This is a genomic window from Pseudomonas sp. URMO17WK12:I9 (assembly GCF_900230165.1).
GTDB lineage: Bacteria > Pseudomonadota > Gammaproteobacteria > Pseudomonadales > Pseudomonadaceae > Aquipseudomonas > Aquipseudomonas fulva.
This window is the reverse complement of the sequence record NZ_OCMQ01000001.1, coordinates 297,170-317,093: the sequence shown is the minus strand read 5'-3', so window position 1 is coordinate 317,093 and position 19,924 is coordinate 297,170. Positions and strand designations below refer to the sequence as shown.

14 protein-coding genes and 1 pseudogene are annotated in these 19,924 nt (G+C 62.6%); 8 read left to right on the top strand and 7 right to left on the bottom strand.

Translation table 11 applies throughout. The features are described from left to right. Positions 1-46: 46 nt before the first annotated feature. On the top strand, positions 47-508 hold the full coding sequence (locus CRP40_RS01420; protein WP_027915813.1) for an Lrp/AsnC family transcriptional regulator: 462 nt from the start codon (positions 47-49) through the stop codon (positions 506-508). Between the two features lie 38 nt (positions 509-546). Here the strand turns inward: CRP40_RS01420 and CRP40_RS01415 are convergent, their stop codons facing one another. Beyond that, positions 547-2,877 carry an FdhF/YdeP family oxidoreductase gene (locus CRP40_RS01415; protein WP_027915812.1) on the bottom strand — a complete coding sequence of 777 codons (2,331 nt, stop codon included), beginning with the start codon at positions 2,875-2,877 and terminating at the stop codon, positions 547-549. Positions 2,878-3,104: 227 nt separating this feature from the next. Between CRP40_RS01415 and moaA the strand changes: the two genes are divergently transcribed. Together moaA and CRP40_RS01405 are read left to right on the top strand one after the other, a co-directional pair. Beyond that, positions 3,105-4,109: a GTP 3',8-cyclase MoaA gene (moaA, locus tag CRP40_RS01410; protein WP_027915811.1), complete on the top strand. Its 1,005-nt coding sequence runs from the start codon at positions 3,105-3,107 to the stop codon at positions 4,107-4,109. 20 nt (positions 4,110-4,129) lie between these two features. Continuing rightward, positions 4,130-5,029 carry a bestrophin family protein gene (locus CRP40_RS01405; RefSeq protein WP_027915810.1) on the top strand — a complete coding sequence of 300 codons (900 nt, stop codon included), beginning with the start codon at positions 4,130-4,132 and terminating at the stop codon, positions 5,027-5,029. 74 nt (positions 5,030-5,103) lie between these two features. Here CRP40_RS01405 and CRP40_RS01400 read toward each other — a convergent pair whose 3' ends face one another. Further along, a complete protein-coding gene (locus CRP40_RS01400) occupies positions 5,104-5,703 on the bottom strand; it encodes an FMN-dependent NADH-azoreductase (protein ID WP_027915809.1) in 600 nt (199 codons plus the stop codon). Positions 5,704-5,806: 103 nt separating this feature from the next. After that, positions 5,807-6,121, bottom strand: a complete 315-nt coding sequence (locus CRP40_RS01395) for a hypothetical protein (protein WP_027915808.1) — start codon at positions 6,119-6,121, stop codon at positions 5,807-5,809. A 48-nt stretch (positions 6,122-6,169) separates the two neighbouring features. Between CRP40_RS01395 and CRP40_RS01390 the strand changes: the two genes are divergently transcribed. From CRP40_RS01390 to CRP40_RS01375, 4 genes and pseudogenes are all read left to right on the top strand, one after another. After that, positions 6,170-7,093 carry a LysR family transcriptional regulator gene (locus CRP40_RS01390; protein WP_027915807.1) on the top strand — a complete coding sequence of 308 codons (924 nt, stop codon included), beginning with the start codon at positions 6,170-6,172 and terminating at the stop codon, positions 7,091-7,093. Positions 7,094-7,330: 237 nt separating this feature from the next. Next, positions 7,331-7,888: a peptidylprolyl isomerase gene (locus tag CRP40_RS01385; protein ID WP_027915806.1), complete on the top strand. Its 558-nt coding sequence runs from the start codon at positions 7,331-7,333 to the stop codon at positions 7,886-7,888. A 61-nt stretch (positions 7,889-7,949) separates the two neighbouring features. Then, positions 7,950-9,782: an ABC transporter ATP-binding protein gene (locus CRP40_RS01380; RefSeq protein WP_027915805.1), complete on the top strand. Its 1,833-nt coding sequence runs from the start codon at positions 7,950-7,952 to the stop codon at positions 9,780-9,782. Positions 9,783-10,249: 467 nt separating this feature from the next. Beyond that, a pseudogene (locus tag CRP40_RS01375) lies at positions 10,250-10,702 on the top strand (transposase); the annotation flags it as partial. Here CRP40_RS01375 and CRP40_RS01370 read toward each other — a convergent pair. After that, a complete protein-coding gene (locus CRP40_RS01370; protein ID WP_027915804.1) occupies positions 10,701-11,837 on the bottom strand; it encodes a GNAT family N-acetyltransferase in 1,137 nt (378 codons plus the stop codon). The pseudogene CRP40_RS01375 and the gene CRP40_RS01370 sit on opposite strands and share 2 nt — an antisense overlap. Before the next feature lie 247 nt (positions 11,838-12,084). On the opposite strand from CRP40_RS01370, the gene CRP40_RS01365 reads away from it, so the two are divergent. Then, entirely contained in the window at positions 12,085-13,332 is a 1,248-nt protein-coding gene (locus tag CRP40_RS01365) for a putative porin (protein ID WP_027915803.1), read from the top strand. 75 nt (positions 13,333-13,407) lie between these two features. On the opposite strand, the gene CRP40_RS01360 is transcribed toward CRP40_RS01365, so the two are convergent. The 3 genes from CRP40_RS01360 to CRP40_RS01350 all read right to left on the bottom strand — a co-directional run bounded on the left by CRP40_RS01360 (position 13,408) and on the right by CRP40_RS01350 (position 19,918). After that, positions 13,408-14,529 (bottom strand): beta-ketoacyl-ACP synthase III, encoded by a 1,122-nt coding sequence (locus tag CRP40_RS01360; protein WP_027915802.1) that lies wholly within the window; start codon positions 14,527-14,529, stop codon positions 13,408-13,410. 231 nt (positions 14,530-14,760) lie between these two features. Further along, a complete protein-coding gene (gene hrpA, locus CRP40_RS01355; RefSeq protein WP_027915801.1) occupies positions 14,761-18,666 on the bottom strand; it encodes an ATP-dependent RNA helicase HrpA in 3,906 nt (1,301 codons plus the stop codon). 391 nt (positions 18,667-19,057) lie between these two features. Then, on the bottom strand, positions 19,058-19,918 hold the full coding sequence (locus tag CRP40_RS01350; RefSeq protein WP_027915800.1) for a glycine betaine ABC transporter substrate-binding protein: 861 nt from the start codon (positions 19,916-19,918) through the stop codon (positions 19,058-19,060). Between the last annotated feature and the right edge of the window lie 6 nt (positions 19,919-19,924).

The window sequence follows — 19,924 nt, the reverse complement described above, 5'->3', positions numbered from 1 at the left end:
CTTGGAGTACCCTGTGAAAACTTCTTCGCCACGGCCCATGCCCCCTATGGACAGCTTCGACCGACACATCCTGACCCTGTTGCAGCGCGATGCCGCGCTCTCGCTCAAGGCCTTGGCCGAGGCCGTCAACCTGTCCACCACCCCGTGCTGGAAGCGGGTCAAGCGTCTGGAAGACGAAGGCTACATCGTTGGTCGTGTGGCCCTGCTGGATCCTGACCTGCTGGGGCTGGGCCTGACCGTGTTCGTGCAGGTCAAGACCCAGCGTCATGACAGTGCATGGCTGGAGCAGTTTGCCGCCACGGTCACGGCGTTCGAGGAGGTGATGGAGTGCTACCGCATGTCCGGCGACTGGGACTACATGCTGCGGGTGGTAGTGGGTGATATCGCAGCGTATGACCGGTTCTACAAGAAGCTGATCACTAGTACTGATGGGTTGTCGAACATTACCTCGAGCTTTGCCATGGAGCAGATGAAATACACCACGGCTTTTCCAGTGAATCGCGGTTGACGCGGGGTTGCAGAGGTGACCCTGTCGCCTGATCAGACTCAGTCGGTCGCCAGTGCCGCTGCAATGCGATTATCCGCCTTGGCCTTCTCGACCTTGATCGCCACGAACTTGGAGGTCGGGGTATAGGTCCCTTCACCATAACTCTCCAGCGGCACCAGGGGGTTGGTTTCCGGGTAATAGGCGGCAGCCTGCCCCGGCGGTACGTCATAGGCCACCAGACGAAAACCCGACACCCGACGTTCGACGCCGTCGTCCCACAACGACACCAGATCGACGCGCTCACCCGGCTCGAACCCCATGCGCCGAATGTCGGCCTCGTTGACGAACACCACTTCGCGCAGCCCGAACACACCACGGTAACGGTCATCCAGACCGTAGAGGGTGGTGTTGTACTGGTCGTGGGAGCGCAAGGTCTGCAAGATCAAGTCTGGCTTGTCGCCACGCGCCAGCACCTGGGCGTTGACCAGTTCTGCGGGGAGCGCATTGGGGCTGAATTGTGCCTTGCCGGTGGCGGTGCGCCAGATACGGTCGGCGGCGTGGTTGCCCAGGTGAAAGCCCCCAGGTTGCTGCAGGCGTTCGTTGAAGTTTTCGAAGCCTGGAATCACATCGGCAATCAGGCTACGGATATGGGCGTAATCGGCCACTGCGTGTTCCCAGTCGATGGGGTGCTTGCCCAAGGTGGCCTGGGCCATGCCGGCAATGATCCAGGGCTCGGAGCGCATGTGGGGCGAACGTGGCCGCAACTGGCCGTGGGAGATGTGCACCATGCTGAAGGTGTCTCCGACCGTCACGCCTTGCGGGCCGCTGGCCTGCAGGTCGATTTCGGTGCGGCCCAGGCAGGGCAGGATCAACGCATCGCCACCGGTCACCAGGTGCGAGCGGTTGAGCTTGGTGGAAATCTGCACGGTCAGCGCGCAGTTGCGCAGGGCGGCATGGGTGCGCGCGGTGTCAGGGGTGGCCTGGGCAAAATTACCCCCAAGGCCGATGAACACCTTCGCCCGGCCTTCTTCCATGGCCTTGATCGCCAGTACGGCATTGTGCCCGTGGGTGCGCGGCACCTGAAACTCAAAACGAGCTTGCAAGGCATCGAGCAAGGCGGCCTTGGGCTTCTCGTCGATGCCCATGGTCCGATCACCCTGCACGTTGCTGTGGCCGCGCACTGGCGAAAGCCCTGCGCCGGGTTTGCCGACATTGCCACGCAGCAATTGCAGGTTGACGATTTCCTGCACGATGGCCACCGAATGACGATGCTGGGTAACGCCCATGGCCCAGCACATGATCACGCGTTCGGCCTTGCGGTACATGCGCGCGGCCTGCTCGATCTCGGCCTGGGTCAGCCCGGACTGCGCCACGAGGGCAGGCCAGGGTGTAGCATCCAAGGTCTGCAGGTAGGCCTCGATGCCGCTGGTGTGCTCGGCAATGAAAGCATGGTCGAACACCGCCGGTTCACCCTTGGCCTTGGCTTCGCGCTCCCATTGCAGCAGGTACTTGGCAATGCCGCGCATCACCGCCATGTCTCCGCCCAGTGCCGGGCGGAAGTAGGCGGTATTGGTAGGCTCGGAGCCATTGCTGAGCATTTCCAGCGGGTGCTGCGGGTGCTGGAAGCGCTCCAGACCCCGCTCCTTGAGCGGGTTGAAGCACACCACCTGGGCACCGCGCTTCACGGCTTCGCGCAGCGGTTCGAGCATGCGCGGGTGGTTGGTGCCAGGGTTCTGGCCAATGACGAAGATGGCGTCTGCCAGTTCCAGGTCGTGAAAGACCACGGTGCCCTTGCCCACGCCCAAGGTCTGCGCCATGCCGACGCCGCTGGCCTCGTGGCACATGTTCGAGCAATCCGGGAAGTTGTTGGTCCCGTAGGCGCGCACGAACAACTGATAAAGAAAGGCTGCTTCGTTGCTGGCCCGGCCCGAGGTATAGAACTCGGCCTGATCGGGTGATTCCAGGGCGTGCAGGTGCTTGGCGATCAGCGCGAAGGCCTCTGCCCAGCTCGTTTCGACATAGTGATCGGTGGCTGCATCGTAGCGCATGGGATGGGTCAGGCGACCCTGGTACTCCAGCCAGTAATCGGTCTGATCGGCCAGGGCGCTGACGCTGTAGCGGGCAAAGAAGGCCGGATCGACCGAGCGCCCAGTGGCCTCCCAGTTGACGGCCTTGGCACCGTTCTCGCAAAACTTTACCGTGTCGTTTTCCGGCGACTCGCCCCAGGCGCAACCAGGGCAGTCGAAGCCGCCATTCTGGTTGGTCTTGAGCATGGCTCGCAAATTCTTGAAGGCGTTGTCACTGCCCAGCCAGCTTTTGGTCACGCTCTTGAGCGCGCCCCAGCCGGCAGCGGCGCCTTTGTAGTCGCGGATGTGTGGATCCTGGCTCATGGGTGAAGTCCTCGCCCTGCTATGGCTTTTGTCCAGCCTATGAAGCCTGGCGTAGAGCCGTCCAATCGAAAGATCCTACGAGGTGATAAGCGCCTTCGATGACCCCCGTAAACGCGGGGGCTGCACGGTGATAGAGAGCATTTATCGGTCGGTCGGTCAAAGCCATTTGACGGCCCGCCCCACCAGGCGCTAGCTTGGAGGCCAACCTCCCTGATTCGAGCGCGTACGTGGAACAGAGCAGCCGGGCACTGATCGACGGCTTCAACCGGAAAATCGACTACCTGCGGATGTCGGTCACAGACCGCTGCGACTTCCGTTGCGTGTACTGCATGGCCGAGGACATGCAGTTTCTGCCCCGCCAGCAGATCCTGAGCCTTGAAGAACTATTCCAGGTAGCCGAGCGTTTCGTGGCGCTGGGCACCCGCAAGATTCGTCTGACCGGGGGCGAGCCGCTGGTACGCCAAGGCATCGTCGACCTGTGCGGACGCATCGCTGCCCTGCCGGGGCTGCGCGAGCTGTGCCTGACCAGCAACGGCTCGCAGCTGGGGCGCCTGGCGCAACCGCTCTTCGATGCGGGGGTGACGCGGCTGAACATCAGCCTCGACAGCCTGGATGCCGACCGGTTCAAGCAACTGACCCGCACCGGCGACCTGCACCAGGTGATCGCCGGCATCGATGCTGCACGTAAAGCCGGCTTTCGCCGGACCAAACTCAACTGCGTGGTACTCAAAGGGCGCAATGACGACGAACTCGTCGACCTAGTGCGCTTTGCGATCGATCGCGAACTGGACATCACCTTCATCGAGGAGATGCCGCTGGGACAGATCAGCGAGCACGCCCGTGAAGAGTCGTTTTTCTCAAGCGATGAGGTACGCGCGACGCTGGCCGAGCAGTTCAGCCTGGTGGAGTCGACCGAATCTTCGCAGGGCCCCGCGCGGTACTGGCGCCTGGCCGATGCCCCGCAAACCCGGGTGGGGTTCATTTCGCCCCACAGCCACAATTTCTGCGCCACCTGCAACCGCGTACGTCTCACCGTAGAGGGGCGCTTGTTGTTGTGCCTGGGCAATGAGCACTCGGTCGATCTCAAGCACGTGCTGCGTGCCCACCCCGGCAACGCTGAACGGCTGGAAAAAGCCATTCGTGACTCGTTGCACCTCAAGCCGTATCGCCATCACTTCGAGGTGGGCGGCGACGTTCAAATCCTGCGCTTCATGAACATGACCGGCGGCTGACCCGCCGTCTCTGGATTGCCATGATCGTTCATCCCACCCAGGGTGTGCTGCGAGTGCTGTTCACCCTCAAAGGGTCGATCATCAAACAGATCGCCCTGCGCTGCCTGATGGTCACACTGCTGGCGGCGGTCATCGTCCTGGTCGAACGGCATTACCCAGCGTTCTTCTATCCGGTCAGCGCTACGCCGTTCACCTTGCTCGGCTTGTCGCTGTCGATTTTCATGAGCTTTCGCAACAACGCGTGTTACGACCGTTGGTGGGAGGGCCGCAAGGCCTGGGGCAAGTTGATCGTCGAGATTCGGTCGTTCACTCGCGAAAGCGTGGTGATCGCCGATGCCGCGCTACGCGCCGAGATGCTGCGCAGCCTGTGCGGGTTCGCACAGGCGCTCAATGCCAGGCTGCGAGACGAAGACGACCTGGCTGCCGCGCGGCCCTGGCTGGGGAATGCCGAGGCGGTCAGCCCTCACAACGTGTGTAACGGCATCCTCCTGCAACTGGGCGAGCAGTGTTCGCGGCTGACCGAGCAGCAGGGCTTGTCCGAGTGGCGCTACAACCTCCTGGCGCAGCGGTTGGCGGGCCTTGGGGAGGTTCAGGCCACCTGCGAGCGGATCAAGGGCACGCCGTTGCCCTTCCCCTATACCTTGCTGCTGCACCGCACCATCTACATCTTCTGCCTGTTGCTGCCGTTCGCCCTGGCCGAACCGCTAGGCTGGCTGGCACCGCTGTTCACGACCATCGTGGGGTACACCTTCTTTGGGCTCGATGCCATTGGCAACGAGTTGGAAGACCCGTTCGGCCGCGACGAGAACGACCTGCCTACCGATGCCATGGTGCGAACGGTGGAGCGTGATGTATTGGCCGCACTGGGGCAGACGCCGCTGCCGCCAGCGCTGTTGCCGGTGGGGTATGTATTGAGTTGAACGCGCTGCGAAGCTCGAATGAAGCGGTCACCCACAAGCGCTGATACAGGTGCCCGGGGTGAGATTCGCTGCAGTCAGGCTACCGAAGCCAGGCTTGCCCTGGCCTGGTTCAGGCCCTTTTCATGGAAATCCCCGCTCATGTTCAGGCCCTCGGCATGAATGAATGTCACGTCGTGAATGCCAATGAAGCCCAGCACCTGCCGCAGGTAGGGCTCCTGGTGGTCGCTACCAGCCCCTGCATGGATGCCGCCGCGCGCTGTCAGTACGATGGCGCGCTTGCCATTCAACAGGCCCTGAGGGCCGGTGGGCGTGTACTTGAAGGTGATCCCGGCGCGCAGCACATGGTCCAGCCAGGCCTTGAGGGTGCTGGGTATGGTGAAGTTATACATGGGCGCCGCCAGCACCAGCACATCGGCTGCCAGCAATTCGTCGGTCAGCTGGTTGGAGCGCTCCAGGGCTTGGAGCTGTGTTGCACTGCGCTGGTCTTGCGGGTTCATCCAGCCGCCGAGCAGGTCGGCGTCCAGGTGCGGCACCGGGTTGGCCGCCACGTCACGCACGGTAATCTGGTCGGTCGGGTGAGCGGCACGCCACTGGGCGGTGAAGTCCCGGGTCAATTGGCGGGAAATCGAATCCTGCTGGCGTGCACTGCTTTCGACGATCAGAACGTGGGACATGACGGCCTCCATTGGGCTGGGATAAATGCGATGGAGGAAGGTTAGCGCTTGACCTATCGATGAAAAAGCGTAAATAGTCGGTACGATTTATCGATTAATTAGTTTATTCAGCCGCGCAGTTCACGGTGACGCGCAGCTTGATGATCTGACGGGTGAACTTGGCGGTGACGTCGGCGCGTTTGCCGGCCGGCACATTTATCCGGCGCACCCGCGGGGCTTCAGGACCGTTGCGAAAGGTCACCTTGCAGGCGGCGGGCACCTGGCCGTAGTTCTCCAAGGTAATGGCGCCCAGGTCATAGGCCGTGTCGTAGGCAGTGGCGTCGACCTTTACCCCGTCCATGTGTTTTTCCATGTCGATGGGATAGGCAAAAGCGGTCACCGGCAGGCATAGCAACAATGCCGCACAATAGTTCTTCATGGGCGTTCTCCTTGTGTAGAGCGCAGCTTAGGCCAACAGGAGCAGGACATGAAAGCGCCGCGCGTGACGCTGGATCAATGGCGGACCTTGCAAGCTGTAGTCGATCACGGCGGCTTTGCCCAGGCTGCCGAGGTGCTGCACCGATCACAGTCATCGGTCAGTTATACCGTGGCGCGCATGCAGGAACAGTTGGGTGTGCCGTTGCTGCGCATCGACGGCCGCAAGGCGGTGCTGACCGAGGCAGGCAGCGTGCTGCTGCGCCGCTCGCGGCATCTGGTCAAGCAGGCCAGCCAATTGGAAGACCTGGCGCACCACATGGAACAGGGTTGGGAAGCCGAGGTGCGCCTTGTAGTCGATGCGGCCTACCCCAGCGCGCGCCTGGTACGTGCCCTGGCCGCCTTCATGCCGCAAAGCCGCGGCTGTCGCGTGCGCCTGCGCGAGGAAGTGCTGTCCGGGGTCGAGGAGGTGATGCTCGAAGGCATCGCCGACCTTGCCATCAGCAGCTACAGCATTGGCGGCTACCTGGGCGCGGAGTTGAGCGCGGTGGAGTTCGTGGCCGTGGCTCATCCAGACCACAGCCTGCACCGGCTGGGACGCGAGTTGACGTTCCAGGACCTTGAAAGCCAATTGCAGGTGGTGATTCGAGATTCGGGCCGCGCTCAGCCACGCGATGTGGGCTGGCTTGGCGCCGAACAGCGCTGGACGGTCGGCAGCCTGGGTACGGCTGCCACCTTCGTCAGCAGCGGGCTGGGCTTTGCGTGGTTGCCGCGGCATATGATCGAGCGGGAGCTGCGTGACGGTGTGCTCAAACCGCTGCCGCTGGACCAGGGCGGTAGCCGCCATCCGCTGTTCTATCTTTACGCGAGCAAGGAGAAGTCCTTGGGCCCGGCCACGCAGATCCTGATCGACCTGCTGCGCAACTTTGACACGGCGCCGTTGGATGTGCCCTTCGCAGCCCCGGCCCAGGCGTGAGGGTGATGGCCAGGGCCGGCTGCGAACGCCGGCCCCGGCTGGCTGTCTGAGCGGGGTGCAACACCTCGCGATCAGCCCTGACACACGTTCAAACGCTGCGCCTGTGCTCGGCCCGCAACCTGCACTGGCAGACGTCGAAGATTCACGGCACGCTATTGCCCTTGTTCATTGCGATGTATCCACCGTACCGGCGGCCCTCGAAAGCCGCCGCCTCCACTTTGAAGGACCTTTGCGCCCATGTTGAAAAAACTGCTGCTTACCGCCTGTTCCGTCGCGTTCGCCACCAGCGTCATGGCTTCCGACAAGACGCCGCACGTTGTGCTGGACACCAGCTTCGGCCAGGTGGAAATCGAGCTCAATGCAGAGAAGGCACCTGTCAGCACCAAGAACTTCCTGCAGTACGTGGACAGCGGCTTCTACAACAACACCCTCTTCCACCGGGTAATTCCGGGCTTCATGGTGCAAGGCGGCGGTTTCACTGAACAGATGGTGCAAAAGGGCACCAAGGACCCGATCCCCAACGAAGCCAGCAATGGCCTGCAAAACACCCGCGGCACCCTGGCCATGGCCCGCACCTCGAACCCGAACTCGGCCACCAGCCAGTTCTTCATCAACGTGGCCGACAACGATTTCCTCAACCCAGGCCGGGACGCGGGTTATGCCGTGTTCGGCAAGGTAACCAAGGGCATGGAAGTGGTCGACCAGATCGTCAATTCGCCCACCACCGTCAAGAAAGGCATGCGTGACGTGCCTGCCGACCCGGTGTTCATCAAGTCGGCTAAACGCATCGATTGATCACGGGTCTCACAGGGACGTGACCCGATTACCGGTCGGTTGAACAGGAGTTTCAACGCTGATGCTGTACCGTCGTTTCGAGCAACTGATCGACATCTTCCGCGAGGCCCCCAGTGAAGCGCCGCCCAGCGGCGTATGGGCGTTCTATATCTATTATCTGCGCCAGGTATGGCCGAGCTTTCTGGCCTTGCTGGTGGTTGGGCTGATCGCTTCGTTGATCGAAGTGGCCATGTTCAGCTTCCTGAGCCGCATCATCGACCTGGCCCAGGGCGCGCCCAACGCCCGTATTTTCAGCGAGCACAGCGGCGAGTTGATCTGGATGCTGGTGGTGGTGCTGTTGCTGCGTCCGTTGTTCTTCGGGTTGCATGACCTGCTGGTACACCAGGCCATCAACCCGGGCATGACCAGCATGATCCGCTGGCAGAACCACAGCTACGTGCTCAAACAGAGCCTGAACTTCTTCCAGAGCGACTTCGCCGGGCGCATCGCCCAGCGCATCATGCAGACCGGCAACTCGCTGCGCGACTCCGCGGTGCAGGCGGTGGATGCGTTATGGCATGTGCTGATCTATGCCATCACGTCGCTGGTGTTGTTTGCCGAGGCTGATTGGCGGTTGATGTTGCCCTTGGTGATCTGGATCGTGTGTTTCATTGCTGCCTTGGCGTATTTCGTGCCACGCGTCAAAGCGCGCTCGGTGGTGTCGTCCGAGGCCCGCTCCAAGTTGATGGGCCGCATCGTCGATGGCTATACCAACATTGCCACGCTCAAGCTCTTCGCCCATACCGATCACGAACAGCAGTACGCCCGCGAGGCCATCAGCGAGCAGACCGAGAAAACCCAGTTGGCTTCGCGGGTGATCACCAGCATGGACGTGGTCATCACAACGTTGAACGGCTTGCTGGTCGTCGGCACTACCGGGCTCGCCCTGTGGCTGTGGAGCCAGTCGCTGATCACCGTGGGGGCCATTGCCTTGGCGACGGGTTTGGTCATCCGCATCGTGAACATGTCGGGGTGGATCATGTGGGTGGTCAACGGCATTTTCGAGAACATTGGCATGGTGCAGGATGGCCTGCAGACCATCGCCCAGCCCGTCACCGTCACCGACCGCCCTGCTGCCCCGGCCTTGAAGGTCACCCAGGGCGCCGTGCGGTTCGAGAACGTGCGCTTTCATTATGGGGAGGCGAGGAATGTGATCGAGGGGCTGAACTTGGCGATCAGGCCCGGGGAAAAGATCGGGTTGATTGGGCCGTCGGGGGCCGGGAAATCGACCCTGGTGAATTTGCTGTTGCGTCTGTACGACGTGCAGGGTGGGCAGATTCTGATCGATGACCAGGACATTGCGCAGGTGAGCCAGGCAAGCCTGCGTGCGCAGATCGGCATGATTACCCAGGACACATCGTTGCTGCACCGTTCGATCCGCGAGAACCTGCTGTACGGCCGTCCGGATGCGACTGACGCCCAATTGCAGGAAGCGGTGCGCCGCGCCCGCGCCGATGAGTTCATCCCTCACTTGTCGGACGCCCAGGGCCGTACCGGCCTAGATGCGCATGTGGGTGAGCGTGGGGTGAAATTGTCCGGCGGCCAGCGCCAGCGCATCGCGATTGCCCGGGTGCTGCTGAAGAACGCGCCGATTCTGATCATGGATGAGGCCACATCGGCGCTGGATTCGGAGGTGGAAGCGGCGATTCAGGAGAGCCTGGAAACGCTGATGCAGGGCAAGACCGTGATCGCCATCGCCCACCGGCTTTCCACCATTGCCCGCATGGACCGGCTGGTAGTGCTGGACAAAGGTCGTATCGTGGAAGTGGGTAGCCATTCGGAGTTGCTGGAGCAGCGGGGGTTGTATGCGCGGCTTTGGCAGCATCAGACAGGTGGGTTTGTGGGGGTTGATTAGGTGAGGCCCCGGCTTTAAGGTTTCAGGCTTGAGGAGGGAGATGAAACCTCGCGCCTGCTCAAAACCCGGGGCCGCTGCGCGGCCCATCGCGGCCGGTCCCACCCCTGATAGCGCTGGCCTTCGGGTGTCATGAAGGTGAGCAATTCTTCAAAGAGCAACTGCTTGCGCCGACTTGGAAGCTAGCAAACTTCCGGGTAGGAGCGGCCTTGCCGGGGCGCCGGACCGGCCGCGATGGGCCGCAAAGCGGCCCCACTCTGATAGTGCTGGCCTTCAGGTGTCATGTAGCTGAGCAACTCTTCAAAGAGCAACTGCCTGCGCCGACTTAGAAGCTAGCGAACTTCCGGGTAGGAGCGGCCTTGCGCCGCGATGGGCCGCAAAGCGGCCCCAAGTCATAAGCTGTAAAACTGTCTCACTCTGCCCACTTCAATGGCCAGCTACCCTTGAAATGACTACGCAAGGGGGTAGCCATGATAGGCCGAGGTTCTCATCGCTTACGTCTGGGCAGGTTCTCCGAACCTGGGCGTTTATACCTGCTGACCACCGTCACCCGAAACCGTACCCCACTCTTCAAACACTTGTACTACGCCAGGGCCGTGATCCAGCAATTGCGACTCACCGCTACGCACCGTCAGTGTCAAAGCCTCGCCTGGGTACTGATGCCCGATCACCTGCACTGGCTAATCACGCTCGGCCACTGCAGCCTCGGCGAACTGATGCGTGAGTTCAAATCACGCAGCAGTTGCGCGCTTTACAGGCAAGGCGCCGAGCACCAGCGGATCTGGCAGCCTGGCTTCCATGACCGCGCCCTGCGCCGTGACGAACAAATGCGCAGCCTCGCTCGCTACATCATTGCCAACCCGATCCGCGCTGGCCTGGTAACGCGAGTGAGCGATTACCCACACTGGGACTGTGTCTGGCTCAATGCCCCTCGTTCCGGCGATAAGGCAACATCTCCCGTGCCTGCGCAGCATACGCCATCACCCCTTCACGCTCCTGGAGCAGAAAATCGGCCACCGCCGTACGCAACCCGGGATGCAGCAGGTAATGCCACGACCGGGTGATCACCGGCTCGAACCCGCGGATCAGCTTGTGCTCACCCTGGGCGCCAGCATCGAAACGTTGCAGCCCATGGGCAATGGCGAAGTCCATGCCCTGGTAGAAGCACGTCTCGAAATGCAGGCGATCGAATTCGGCCAGGCAGCCCCAGTAACGGCCATAGAAGCTGTCGCCACCTACCAGGCTCAGTGCCATTGCCACGTCTCGCCCGGCCTGGCGGGCCATTACCACGCGCAGGGCGTGGGGCATGCGCTCGGCCAGCAGGCTAAAGAACTCGCGGGTCAGGTAAGGCGCCCGGCCGCGCACGGCGTAGGTGTTGGCGTAGCACAGGTAGACGAAATCCCATTGGGCTTCGTCCAGTTCGTCACCCTGATACCAGCGAAAATCGATGCCCTGCCCCGCCACCTGCTCACGCTCCTTGCGCATCTGCTTGCGCTTGCGCGAACTGAGGGTGTCGAGAAAATCCTGGAAATCGCGATAGCCGCGGTTCTGCCAGTGAAACTGGCAACCCAGGCGCTCCATCCAGCCCGGCAGACGCGCCATCTGTACGTCCAGCGCAGGCTCGGTGAAGTTGATGTGGGCGCCGGACAGGGCGGCTTTGCTCAGGTACTCGGGCAAGGCTTGCAGTAACAAGTGCCCGGCTGCCGGATCGGCCGTCAGCAAGCGCGGGCCACTGACCGGGCTGAACGGCACGGCCCCCAGCCATTTGGGATAGTACGCGATGCCCGCCCGTTCGCAGGCGTCCGACCAACCATGGTCGAACACGTACTCACCGTACGAATGCCACTTGCGGTAACCCGGCAGCAGCGCTTGCACCTTGCCCTCATGCTCAAGCACCAGGTGTTCGGCCGCCCATCCGGTGGTGCGCGCGACACTGCCACTGTCTTCCATCGCACTGAGAAAGGCATGGCTGAGAAACGGCTGGCCCGCAGGGACCAAGGCGTCCCAGGTGGCGGCTGGCATATCACGTAAATGAGCAAGGCTATACAGACTGGTCACAGGGTCGGCTCGCGGCATCAAGGCCCCCAGTATCACCAAGCCGGGCGCCGGACTCAAATGACGATCGCCTGGCGGCCTTCACTTCACAACAGTGCCACTATTCCGACATTAATCTGTCACTCGCCCCCGCAATACTTGCGCCTGTTTTCCGGAACCACAGAACCTGTCTATTCAGGCCCTTTCGGAGACGTGCCAACACAGGGGCGGGCGCTCGGCGTCCCCCATCTTATTCAGTAGGGAGAACCGTATGCGTCTTGTTTCTACACTTACCGGAGCAAGCCTGACCGGCATGGTGCTGGCCATGAGCACCACTCCGGCCAGTGCGGCCGTTGACGCCAAGCTGCTCGAAATGCTCCGCGCCAATGGCTCGATCAATCAGGCGCAATACAGCGAGCTGCAGGCCGACCTGGCCCAGGAAACCAAGGAAAAGGCCGCTCAGAAAGCCCAGTCCGAGCGCATGAGTTCGTTCGAGCAGAAAGTAGCCTGGGCAGCGAAGACTCAGATCAAAGGCGACGTGCGCCTGCGTTATGAAGACGTCAACGTGGACAACCCGATTTCCCGCAGTGGCAACCAGGACCGGGAACGTGTGCGTGCCCGCGTCGGTTTCTACAGCGAAATCAACCCGCAAGTAGACGCCGGGGTACGGGTAGCCACCGGCAGCAGCGCCGATGCACGTTCGACCAACCAGAGCCTGGACAACTACTTCGAGAAGAAATCGCTGTGGGTCGACCTGGCCTACCTCGACTGGCACCCCACTGCCGTGCCGAACCTGCACCTGATCGGCGGCAAGATGATGCAGCCCTGGGTGAGCATGGGCGACATCATCTGGGACAGCGACATCAACCCTGAAGGCGTAGCCGCCACCTACAAGACCAACCTGGGCCCTGCCGAAGTGTTCGGCAGCATTGGCCACTACAACCTCAAGGACAACGTCGACGGCGACGGCGTGCAGTTCAAGCACGATGCACAGCTCTACGCCGCGCAGCTTGGGACCAAGTTCAACGCAGCCGATACCGTCAAGGTCACGGTGGGCGGCAGCGTGTACGGCTACGACAACGACAAGTCATCTGCGGCCCTGCGCTCGCTGGGCAACACCACCGACGAATTCAACCTGGTCGAAGGTTTTGGCCAGGTGGACTTCACCGGCTTCGCCATCCCGCTGTCGGCCTATGGCCAATTCGTGAAGAACACCGAGAGCACCGATGGTCAGGACAAGGCCTGGCTGGCGGGTCTGAAGAGCAAGATCGGGGCATGGAGCCTGGACTACAACTACCGCGACGTGCAGCGCAATGGCGTCGTGAGCCTGTTCACAGACTCGGACTTCGGCAACGGCTTCACCGGTTCGCGCGGCCACAAGTTCAAGGTTGGCTACGAGATCGACAAGAACTTCGCACTCGGTGCGGCCTACATGATGGCCAAAACCGACTACTCCAACCTGCCCAACAGCAACGCCGATGTGGATACGCTGCAGGTGGACCTGGAAGCCAAGTTCTAAGCATCGCCAAGCTGCAAACGGCCGCCCCCATCCGGCCGTTTGCGCGTTTATGCGGGCATCGCCCGCCTTGCCGGCTTAGCGTTTGCGCAAGATCACGCTGCCAATCGAATACCCCGCCCCGAACGAGCTAAGCACCCCCAACGCACCTTGCGGCAAGTCATCTTGATACAAGTGGAAGGCAATGACCGACCCTGCCGAACTGGTGTTGGCGTAGCGGTCCAGGATCACCGGTGCTTCCTGTTCACTCACTTCGCGCCCCAGCAGCTTCTTGACGATCAGGTGGTTCATGCTGAGGTTGGCCTGGTGCAGCCAGAAGCGCGCCACGTCGCTGGGCTGAAGGCCGTTTTCCTGCAAATGCTCGCCTACCAGCTCCGCCACTTTCGGGCACACCTCGCGGAACACCTTGCGGCCTTCCTGGATGAACAGCTTGTCTGCGGCGCCCTCGCCCTCCTCCGCTGCGCGGTTGAGGAAACCGAAGTTGTTGCGGATGTTGTTGGAAAACTCCGTCCACAGCTTGCTGCTGACCACGTCGAACTGGTGCACCGATGTGGCTCGATCGGCGCGTTCGAGCAGCACCGCAGTCGCCGCATCGCCAAAGATGAAGTGGCTGTCACGGTCGCGGAAGTTAAGGTGGCCGGTGCACACTTCGGGGTTGACCATGAGCACGGCCCGCGCCTGCCCCAGCGCCACGCTGTTGGCGGCGGTCTGGATGCCGAAGGTGGCTGACGAACAGGCCACGTTCATGTCGAACGCAAACCCCTGGATGCCCAGCGCCTGCTGCACTTCGATGGCAATGGCCGGGTACGGGCGCTGCAAGTTGGAGCAGGCGACGATGACCCCGTCCACATCGGCCGCGCTGCGGCCAGCGCGCTCCAGCGCCTGACGTGCCGCTGCCACGGCCATTTCGCACAGCACGGAGGGTTCGTCGTTGGCGCGCTCTGGCAGGCGCGGTTTCATGCGCTGCGGGTCGAGGATGCCGGCCTTGTCCATGACGAAGCGGCTCTTGATACCGGAGGCCTTTTCGATGAACGCCGCATCGGACAGCGGTGCGGCTTCGACCTCGCCACGCTCGATGGCCTGGGCGTTGTCCTGATTGAATTGCTGCGACCAGGTGTTGAAGGACGCTATCAGTTCTTCGTTGGAGATGCTCTGGGCCGGGGTGTACAGGCCGGTGCCGCTGATCACGACATTATGCACGGTCGTTCCTCTGTTCGTGGGCCATCGCCACCCGGCGCTGGCTGGAAATACACTGGATTAGTGGCACTTTAGTACTAACTTCACGACGAGGGCCAAGCCCTCGTTTGACAGTAGCCCGTCTCACTTAAGCCATCACCCCGCGAACGGTGAATGGACAAGCGAAGCAGGGCTGCCCGCACTGGGCCGCCAAGCGGCCTGAAATTGTCTCAATAGTGCCACAACTGTGTGAGTTTAGCCTTCCACCAGGCTCCACTGCTTGCTCAATCGCTTGTCTGAAATCGGCACTTTTGTGCCCAACTGCTGGGCGAACAGCGACACGCGGTATTCTTCCAGCCACCAGCGGTACAGGGCCAGTTGCTCGTCGCGCTTGCCTTCCTGAGCATGTTTGTCGGCACGGGCCTTGTACTGCGCCCACAGATTGGCCAGTTCGCCACTCCATACCCGGTCCTTCTGCACCTGAGAACCCAACTTCTCCAGGCGCAGCTCGATGGCCCTGAGGTAGCGTGGCAGTTCCTTGAACCATACCGCCGGCGTTTCGCGCACAAAGCCGGGGTACACAAGGTTGCCCAACTGCTGCTTGATATCGTTCAGGGCCACGGCCTGGCTCAGGTCGATCTTGCCCTTGAAGCGTTTCTGCAACCCGTGCCACAGCTTCAGCACCTCGAGGGTTTGCCGCGCCAGGCGCTCGGCATGTTCGGCCCAGCTGCCCCGCTTGCGTTCGGCCAGCGCCGCCAGCGCGGCACCTTCACGGGGCAATACCGGCTCACCGTCGAGGATGCAACTGTCCAGGCTTGCCAGCAGAATGTCCTCGACCAGCGCGTCGACCCGGCCCATGTCGCGGTACAACAGCCCCAGTTCAGTCAGGCCAGGCAGTTTGCCACGCAGGAACTTGGCCGGCTCGGCCAGCTGTTGCAACAGCAGGCGCTGCAAGGCGCGGCGGTGCTGGAAGTCGGCCTCGGCCTGGGTCGAGAAGCGGCCTTCACGCACCGTGCCGTTATCCTCGACCAGTGCCGGGTAAACCGTCATCGACAGCCCTGCGATCTTTTGCTGCGCCGTGGGCTTCACTTCGCTGAAGGCCTTGGCCTGCACCGGCTGCTCGCTCTTGGCATCGCCTGGCACCGCCAGGGCTGCCTGGCTGGCAGCGGCGAACCGCGCCGTAAGCTCAGCCAGGTCACGCCCTTCACCCAGGAACTTGCCCTGCCCGTCGACCACCTCGATGTTCATGCGCAGGTGACCTTCAACCAGGCTGACCGACTCGTCCCAGGCGTCATCGGGCACGCGCGCACCGGTCATGCGCAGCAGTTCATGGCCCAAGGCCTGGGGCAACGCGCCTTGGCCAAACGTCATGCGGGCCAAGGCGGCCTTGACGAAGTCCGGCACCGGCACGAAGTTCTTGCGCAGGGCCTTGGGCAAGTTGCGAATCAGCGCCACGCACTTGGCCTCGAGCAGGCCTGGCACCAGCCACTCCAGGCGCTCGCCCGGCAGGCTCGGCAACAGGGGTGCCGGCACCCGCACGGTCACGCCGTCACGGGGGTGATTGGGCTCGAAGTGGTAGGTCAACGGCAAGCGCAGTTGGCCGACCTGCAAGCTGTCGGGGTACTGCGCGGCGGTCACCTCACTGGCCTCGCGCGCCAGCACGTCTTCCTCGCGCATGATCAGCAGGTTGGGATCTTTCTGGCTGCCCATGCGGTACCAGCTGTCGAAGGTGGCCGTCTGGTGGATCTCGGCCGGCAGACGCGCTTCGTAGAAGGCATAGAGCGTTTCTTCGTCGGCCAGAATATCGCGACGGCGGGCCTTGGCCTCGAGGGCGTCGAGCGTTTCGAGCAGGCGCTTGTTGGCCGCCAGGCACTTGGCCCGCGACTGGATCTCACCGCCCACCAGGGCTTCACGAATGAACAGCTCGCGGGAGGTGGCCGGGTCGATGGGGCCAAAGTGTACCGGCCTGCGGCCGACCAGGATCAACCCATACAGGGTGATCTGCTCATAGGCCACGACCTGTCCGCGCTTCTTCTCCCAATGGGGCTCGAAGTGGTTCTTCTTGATCAGATGGCCGGCCAGCGGCTCGATCCAGTCCGGCTCGATGCGCGCGACCACGCGGGCATAAAGCTTGGTGGTTTCCACCAGTTCGGCCGCCATGACCCACTGCGGACGCTTGCGCCCGATACCCGATGACGGGTGCACCCAGAACCTGCGCTGCCGCGCGCCTTGGTAGTCACCGTCTTCGGTCTTGTGGCCTATCTGGCTGAGCAGGCCGCTGAGTACGGCTTTGTGCAGCTTGGGGTAGTCGCACGGTTCCTTGTTGACCGTCAGTTGCAGCTCGCGGCAGATCAGCGCCAGCTGGCGATGGGCGTCGCGCCACTCGCGCAGGCGCAGGTAATTGAGGAACTGCTTGCGGCACCAGTTGCGCAAGGGGTTGGCCGTCAGCGCCTGGCGCTGCTCCTCGAAGCCCCGCCACAGGTTGACCAGTGCGGCGAAGTCCGAATCCACGTCCTTCCATTGTGCGTGGGCCTGGTCGGCGGCCTGCTGGCGCTCAGGGGGGCGTTCGCGTGGGTCCTGCACCGACAGGGCGCTGGTGACGATCAGCACTTCCTGCAGGCTGCCCAGGCGCGCGCCTTCGAGCAGCATACGGCCCAGGCGCGGGTCGATGGGCAGCCGCGCCAGCTGACGCCCGACCGGCGTCAGTTGGTTTTCACGGTTGACCGCCGAGAGCTCTTGCAGCAGGTTGAAACCGTCGCTGATCGCCTTGCCGTCTGGCGGCTCGATGAAGGGAAACGCGTCGATGGCGCCCAGGCGCAGGTGCAGCATCTGCAGGATGACGGCCGCCAGGTTGGTGCGCAGGATCTCGGGGTCGGTGAAAGCCGGCCGGCTGTTGAAGTCTTCTTCGCTGTACAGGCGCACGCAGATACCCGGCTCCACCCGTCCACAACGGCCCTTGCGCTGGTTGGCGCTGGCCTGGGACACGGCTTCGATGGGCAGGCGCTGCACCTTGGCGCGGTAGCTGTAGCGGCTGATGCGGGCCGTACCGGTATCAATCACATAACGGATGCCGGGCACCGTCAGCGATGTTTCGGCCACGTTGGTGGCCAGCACCACACGCCGCCCGGCATGGGGCTGGAAGATCCGTTGCTGCTCGGCTGGCGACAGGCGCGCGTACAGGGGCAGGATTTCGGTATGGCGCAGCTGCGCCTTGCGCAGAATCTCGGCGGCGTCGCGGATTTCGCGCTCACCGGGCAGGAAGATCAGCACATCCCCCGGGCCCTTGCCCTGGCCGCGCTCGTGCTGGGCCAGTTCGTCGAGGGTGGCGAGGATAGCCTGGTCGACGGTGAGGTCGTCCTCGATCGGGTTGCCCTCCTCGTCCTGTTCGCTGGTCAGCGGGCGGTACCAGGTTTCCACCGGGAAGGTACGGCCGGACACCTCGATGATGGGCGCGTTGTCGAAATGCTTGGAGAACCGCTCCAGGTCGATGGTGGCCGAGGTGATGATGAGCTTGAGTTCGGGCCGCCGGTGCAGGAGGGTTTTGAGGTAGCCGAGCAGGAAGTCGATGTTCAGGCTGCGTTCGTGGGCTTCGTCGACGATGATGGTGTCGTAGCGTTCCAGGAAGCGGTCGTGCTGGGTTTCGGCCAGCAGGATGCCGTCGGTCATGAGTTTGACCAGTGTGTTGGCATCGCTCTGGTCTTCGAAGCGCACCTGGTACCCCACCAGGCCGCCCAACGGCGTGCCCAACTCCTCGGCCACCCGGGCAGCGACACTGCGCGCGGCGATCCGGCGTGGCTGGGTGTGGGCGATCAGGCCATGGCTGCCACGGCCCAGTTCCAGGCAGATCTTGGGCAGCTGGGTGGTCTTGCCCGAGCCGGTTTCGCCAGCGATGACCAGCACCTGGTGTTCGGCCAGGGCCTTTTTGATCTCGTCGCGCTTGGCGGCGATGGGCAGGCTGTCGTCGTAGCGCACCAATGGCACGCTCTGCTGGCGGGCGGTGACCTGGGCGCAGGACGCCTGCACCCGCTCAGCCCACTGCGCCAGCTTCGCCTCGTCGGGGCGCTTGCGCAGTTCGTGCAACTGGCGCCGCAGGCGGTGGCGGTCGGCGATCATGGCGTGGTCGAGGTTTTGCAGCAGTTTGTCGATGGCGTGGTCAGTCATTGGGCTTTTCGGTGATGCAGGTGGGCCTGCGGTGTGATCGGCATTCGAAAGAGGTGTGATTGTCGCAGATTTGGTTAGTGCGTGCTGGGGGTGCTTGAGCGGTTGGGCTAGCGGGTCGGTGTGAGGGTTCAGTTTCTCTCGGCGGGGGTGTAGCTGGGGGGTGCAGGGATGATGGACGGTGATGTGGGTGAGAGCAGGCGATGTGCGACTGGCTGAGGTCGCCTGGGCCGATTTGCGCCCATCGCGGCCGATCCGCGCCCCGCCAAGGCTGCTCCACGGAGCACTGGACAGCCTCGTAACGCAGCGCAATGGGGTCGTTCCCACGCCAACGAAACCGCTCGAACGCTTGAGGCTCGAACGGCTTCATTTCAGGGCATCAGCGCACAGCGTTTTACTTGCCCGTCCAGTCCTTCACGCGCTCAGGGTGCTTGGCCACCCAGTCCTTGGCAGCCGCTTCGGGCTTGGCGCCTTCCTGGATAGCCAGCATCACCTCGCCGATCTCATCCTTGGACTGCCAGCTGAACTTCTTCAGGAACTCGGCCACTTCCGGGGCCTTGGTGGCCAGCTCCTTGCTGCCGATGCTATTGACGGTTTCAGCAGCGCCATACACGCCTTTGGGGTCCTCGAGGAACTTGAGTTTCCATTTGGCGAACATCCAGTGCGGTACCCATCCGGTCACGGCGATGGATTGCTGCTTGGCGTAGGCACGGCCCAGCTCGGCGGTCATTGCAGCACCGGAACTTGCCTGCAGCTTGTAGCCGGTCAGGTCGTAGTCCTTGATCGCCTGATCGGTCTTGATCATTACACCCGAGCCAGCATCGATGCCGACGATTTTCTGCTTGAACGAGGAATCGGTCTTCAGGTCAGCGATGCTCACCGCCTTGACGTACTCAGGCACGATCAGGCCAATCTTGGCATCCTTGAAGTTCGCGCCGTAGTCGACCACGTTGTCCTTGTTCTTGGTCCAGTACTCACCGTGGGTCACCGGCAGCCATGCCGACAGCATGGCATCGAGCTTACCGGTGGCCACGCCCTGCCACATGATGCCCGTGGCCACGGCTTGCAGCTTCACATCGTAGCCAAGCTTCTGCTTGATCACCTCGGCGGCCACGTTGGTGGTCGCCACACTGTCTGCCCACCCATCCACGTAACCAATGCTGACTTCTTTGGCCATGGCCTGTGCGCCGCTCAAGGCCAGTGCCAGGGCGGTACCTACGCCCAGGAAACGACGCATTTTTGTTGAAGTAGCCATCAAAGC